The organism is Anaerosporobacter sp. (genome assembly GCF_031551385.1).
Lineage (GTDB): Bacteria > Bacillota > Clostridia > Lachnospirales > Lachnospiraceae > Anaerosporobacter.
Genome location: NZ_JAVBNS010000178.1, coordinates 1 through 5,283 on the forward strand (window position 1 = coordinate 1; position 5,283 = coordinate 5,283).

The window sequence follows — 5,283 nt, forward strand, 5'->3', positions numbered from 1 at the left end:
TCTTCTCCTAAAGCATTTCCGGTTGCCTGCATTTTTGTAAGTATATTTTGGAATAACTTTCGCATTACGAAGGCTGTATTTTCTTTTTCAGATATGACCTTTTTTATGGTATCAAGGTCAATGCCCTTTTCATAAAACTCCAGCGCAATCGCCATCTGCTCTCCGGTAAGTCCTTCCGAGGTAATAATGGCTCTATCCTCTTTTTCAATCCCTTTTCTTAAGCATTGGGAATAGACCTGCATTTGTTTGATATCATATTTCCGTTCTGTATATTCCTCCGTTTCTTCCTTTGTCAGTCCAAAAGCTAAATCTTCCTGGACTAGCTGGATAATTTCATCTGTAAATCTTGGATTTTTCCGCATATTGCTGATACACGTTTTTAAATCCATACTGCTAATTGGATTTCTTTCTTGCATATAATTTACCCTTCTTTCTCCAAACAAAAAAGGCAGCTATTAAAGCTGCCAATTAATTCTTCTTTTCTTTTTATATCTACTGTACATTCATCATCAAGTTGTCCACGCCAAAAATATGTCCATAATATAAGATTCAAAATATCTGCATGAATAAAACATTTACATTATTACTCAAACTTGTGTTGCGTAATGATCTTAGCAATTTCAGTGAATGCAACATCTCTAGCAGAATCATCCTTAACTTTTGCTATTAATACATTTGAAAATAACATACTATTTGTATATATTAACTTTTCGTGAAACTTTGTAGATGAATTCACTGTTTCTACATATATTTTTATAAACATTGCCCCAATAAAATTAACAAGCATACCACTAATGCAGCCAATTGCTAATTCAAGTGTTTTACTATCTGCATTCTTGAAAAAAAGCAAAGTTCCAATTATTATCCCTATTCCTACGAAAATAATGACAATGCCTAATGGAAAAACGGACTTTAAATGCTTAATATTTAAATCATAATACCTCTTTAATTCTTTTTGATTTATATTAAATAACTTTTCTGCTCGTTTCACATTGTCTAATTCATCCACTTCCAGAAGTTCCAATTCATCTTTTAAATTTTCAATAAGATCCAGAAAAACAAATTTTATTCTTGAATAATCAAACGAATAATAAACAAACAGTATGATGCTAATAAAAAAGAATATACATGAGCTTATAAAAAAATCGCCAAAAAAGTTAAAATGAGTCATGTTTGAAAAATACTTAATAACCGTTACCGTTAATAAAATAACTCCGCCTATAAAAAAAAGTATTGAGAAAAATAAAATCCATCGAAAACGCATTTTTATTTTTTCCATCTGAGTTCCTAATTTACTTATTCTATTTATGTAGGCTTCTCTTGTTTTTTCTATGCTATCTATATCAAAGGCTGTTAACTTTGCACCTTCAAAAAGAATGTGAAAAATACTTGTAAAATTGGCATCCAAAATAGACTCTACATTATCAAGAGTTATTCTAATTGGTGCAAACATAATTTTAAAGATTAGCTGAAGCAATGTTTGCTTAGGTTTAATAACTTTTTTTTTCGTTGTACAATCCGTTTTCTGTTCTGTAAGCTTTTTCAAATCAACCGGATTTGATTTCTTAGGTTTCTTCAATATATCCTCCTCATAATATGTTCTATTTACATAATAAGCATGATTTCTTACTATATTGTGATAGCTACATTCTTTTCAGCCTTAGCCACACATCTCTCGATTAACACAACTAATTAATCACCAAAACATTTTTTTATATCCTCACAAAGCTTATTATATATTTCATCTCGCTCATTTTTTTTCATACTTTGCAATGGTTTTATGGAACCCCCTACTGCTTGATAATCAGCAATGCAAATTTCATTGTTGCCCTTACCCTTTATACGAGTATCACTAACCCTTGAAACACCAACTGGAATCCACATAATAGTTGCTTCTTCATCTATAGCCGCTTGTAAAAGTTCAGGTAATTCTTCATTACGAACAAATTCCGATACAAGAAAGGCCTGTGATACCATGAGTATCGCAGCTCTGGCTATTGACATATGTTCCCGAATTTCTTTTTTCCACTCGTCACCAGTTTTAATCATCTGGTCATACCATATCTTTATGCCTTGATCTAATGTAAGCGATTTGAGAAACATGTTCAGTTCATTAAGATATTTTTTGTCAGAATGCGTATAACTGATAAAGACCTCTGTGCGATGCGACATGCGATCTCTCCTTTCTGCCTCATGCAATTTGGTTATTCCATCTAGGGCATCAGATGCAAGAGCATTACCGTGTGCCGCAGCTATGCGTAACAACCTTACTGCCTGCTTATAATCTTGTTCAACACCCTCACCATTCGAATAACAAATACCTAATCGGTACTGTGCATCGTCAAGACCTTGACTTTCAGCCATTTTGAATAACTCCACAGCCTGTTTATAATCTTGTTTAACACCAGTGCCATTATAATAACATACACCTAAATTACATTGACCCTCCGCATCACCTTGCTCTGCCGCTTTTCTATACCATTCTATGGCATGTGCATAATTTATCTTGACACCCTGACCTTTTAAATAACAATTCCCCAAATTCACATATGCATGAACATATCCCTTTTCGGCGGCAGTGACAAACAAGCAATAGGCTTGCTCGTAATTCTGTTCAATACCATTTCCATCATAATAGCAGCAGCCTAAATTATATTGCGCTTGTGTATTATCTTGTTCTACTGATTTAATGAACCATTTTACAGCTTGCATGTAATCTTTACCGATACCTATACCCATATTATAGCAGGCTCCTAAATTGTTTTGGGCGAGAGCATATCCTTGCTCAGCAGATTTTGTATACCACATCACAGCTTGTTCTTGATCCTGTTCAATACCAATAGCAAAATCATAGCAGACTCCCATCCTATATTGTGCTTCTGCACTTCCGTGCTCTGCTGCCACCCTATACCACTTCACAGCTTTCAAATAATCTTCCTCAACACCATAGCCATAATAATAACACTCACCCAAATTATATTGAGCTCCCACATGACCTTGCTCAGCAGCTTTAGCAAATAATTTCATAGCTTGTGTTAAATCCTCCTCAACTCCATCTCCATAATAATAGCATGATGCCAATTCATTTAAAGATTCAATATCGCCTTGCTCTGAAGCTTTTTCAAACCATTTTACAGCTTGAGAATAATCTTGAGCAACCCCATTGCCATGATAATAACAAGCACCTATGTTTCCTTGAGCCTCTGCATAACCCTGCTCTGCAGCTTTGCCAAACCATATTGCCGCTTTTTCATAATTCTGTTCAACTGTATCACCAGAAAAATAACATATTCCTAAATTATTCTGGGCTACTGCGTCGCCTTCCTCTGCAGATCTTACCAATTCCTTTAAAATATCCGAATAGTTTGTCTTATTCAACTCAATACCCTCCTGGCTCTGTTGAAGATACCTTGATTAGTAGGCTTTCAGGTGAAGTAATCTAAAATCATTCAAATCCTGCTGATATTTTGATTTCAAAATTTAAACCAATTATATCAGATAAACATATCAAAATATAGTGCTCAATTTTGTTATATTAAGTATCAAATTTTCTTGTTCTTACTTTTATTCGGCTCCTCTCTTGAATATTGGTTTTCTTTTTCTTGTACAGTTTCAGTGGTTTGAAATCCCATTAATAGCCGTTTAGCAGTTCGCTCTTCTCGTACTACAAATTTTTCTTTTTGATATATTATGGTAACTTCATTTCGATAATGCTCCTTTAACTTTTGCAGTTGCCCAATTGTATATCCTTCATTCAATAGTTTGCCACTTAATATCAAAAAACGTTCATGCTCCTCTGCAAATAATGCCTCCCCCTTCTGATAGCAGTTTTCACAGTATTTTAGCTCAATCATCTCTTCCATAATATCAAACAAGGGCTTGAAACCGGCACGCTCTTTATATATTTTGCTCTTCTCTTTTTGTACCTCCTTCTTTTTTACTGTCATATTCTCAGATAAGACTGCCAACTCTGTTCCATTGGAAATTTCATACCTTGATAGAAAAAGGTATTCTTCTTGCAATTGTTGCATTTTTCTTATCTCGTTCCGGTATTTATATGCCTGACTATATGGACGTTTCTTCAACTGACCCATTCGATAAAGTTTTGAAAAGTATCTTTTTTGAAGCCCTGATAGCTTTGCCCGATGATACCTTTTTATCCTGCATCGAACAATCTGTGGCATATCCTTTTGTTTCGTCACAAGTATATCTGACAAATTTTCTGTCAAAATACGTTCCCTAATTCGTTCCTCCGTATAATTTGCTCCAAGGCTTTTACATCGCTTATAACGGGTAAGCCCCATGGGCTTAATCGCTAAATATTTTCCTTGTTTTATCTCATACCCCATCTCTGATAGCAGCGAAAGAAACGAATCATAGGTCGGTGCCTGCATAATACAGGCATCCAAATCACGTTTTATCATATCAGCCCAGACGAACTTGCCATTCCGAAAATCATTCCATTCATGATAATTCTCGGATGTCTTTACTCTATCCTCCGAGATATCAATCGTAGACAAGCCATATTCTTCACAGAGCCGATTCGTTATAGGTTGAATATATTTTGCCCAATCCCCCTTTTTATATCTGTATTTGATTCCTGTACGAAAGCTAACACTATTGAATACAATATGTCCATGAATATGATCCGTATTGTCATGAACCGAATAAACCGCTTCAAAATCCTTTCCCAAATATTCTTTGGTAAATCTTCCAATTACATCAAAAGCCGTTTCTGCATCCACTTCCCCCTCAACAAACGATATCATCAAATGATACCCCTGTCTTTGATCCGTCTTTCCAAATTGCACTTTTGTACTACGCATTTGTTCATAGATATTTTCCTGCTGGCAGTTAAGCGTACCAATCCACCTTTCTCCGCCAGTCTTTTCTCGAGCCATGATATAGTCAATCGCCTGCCTTAAATGCTTTCCAGAATAACCAGCGCCACAATCCCCTATGTAAAGTATTTTACTAATTGCCAATCTTAGTTCTCACCTCTTTTACCTGAAGATTAAGTTTCTTCATATAAGCAAACAGCAACTCTCTGTCCGATTCAGAATACAGCATAGAGTTGTGATTTTTGGTAATCTGGTTAATGTTATTACCAATGGCATTGACCTCATTGATAAGTTCTTTCAAAAGCTGCCGGATTTCAGGGTAATCATTTGGTTTCTGACTAAGCAACAAGCGCAAATACACTGACTCCGATACCTTTCGTTCTTCTGCCTGTTTTTTTAGAATCGTTGCCTCTCGTTTTGTTAGGCGAAACTGCTTTATTAC

The 5,283-nt window shown here is 35.2% G+C and carries 4 protein-coding genes and 1 pseudogene; all 5 read right to left on the reverse strand.

The window, feature by feature from the left end; genetic code table 11:
- Positions 1-416: pseudogene (locus RMR19_RS14325) on the reverse strand (hypothetical protein); the annotation flags it as partial.
- A 167-nt stretch (positions 417-583) separates the two neighbouring features.
- Positions 584-1,579 (reverse strand): TRADD-N-associated membrane domain-containing protein, encoded by a 996-nt coding sequence (locus tag RMR19_RS14330; RefSeq protein ID WP_310604178.1) that lies wholly within the window; start codon positions 1,577-1,579, stop codon positions 584-586.
- A gap of 113 nt (positions 1,580-1,692) precedes the next feature.
- On the reverse strand, positions 1,693-3,378 hold the full coding sequence (locus RMR19_RS14335) for a TIR domain-containing protein (RefSeq protein ID WP_310604179.1): 1,686 nt from the start codon (positions 3,376-3,378) through the stop codon (positions 1,693-1,695).
- Between the two features lie 164 nt (positions 3,379-3,542).
- The gene (locus tag RMR19_RS14340; RefSeq protein WP_310604180.1) at positions 3,543-4,985 is read right to left on the reverse strand and encodes a relaxase/mobilization nuclease domain-containing protein; all 1,443 of its coding nucleotides are present in this window, start codon (positions 4,983-4,985) and stop codon (positions 3,543-3,545) included.
- Positions 4,975-5,280 carry a MobC family plasmid mobilization relaxosome protein gene (locus tag RMR19_RS14345; protein ID WP_310604181.1) on the reverse strand — a complete coding sequence of 102 codons (306 nt, stop codon included), beginning with the start codon at positions 5,278-5,280 and terminating at the stop codon, positions 4,975-4,977. The genes RMR19_RS14340 and RMR19_RS14345 overlap by 11 nt, the downstream gene beginning before the upstream one ends.
- Positions 5,281-5,283: the final 3 nt, after the last annotated feature.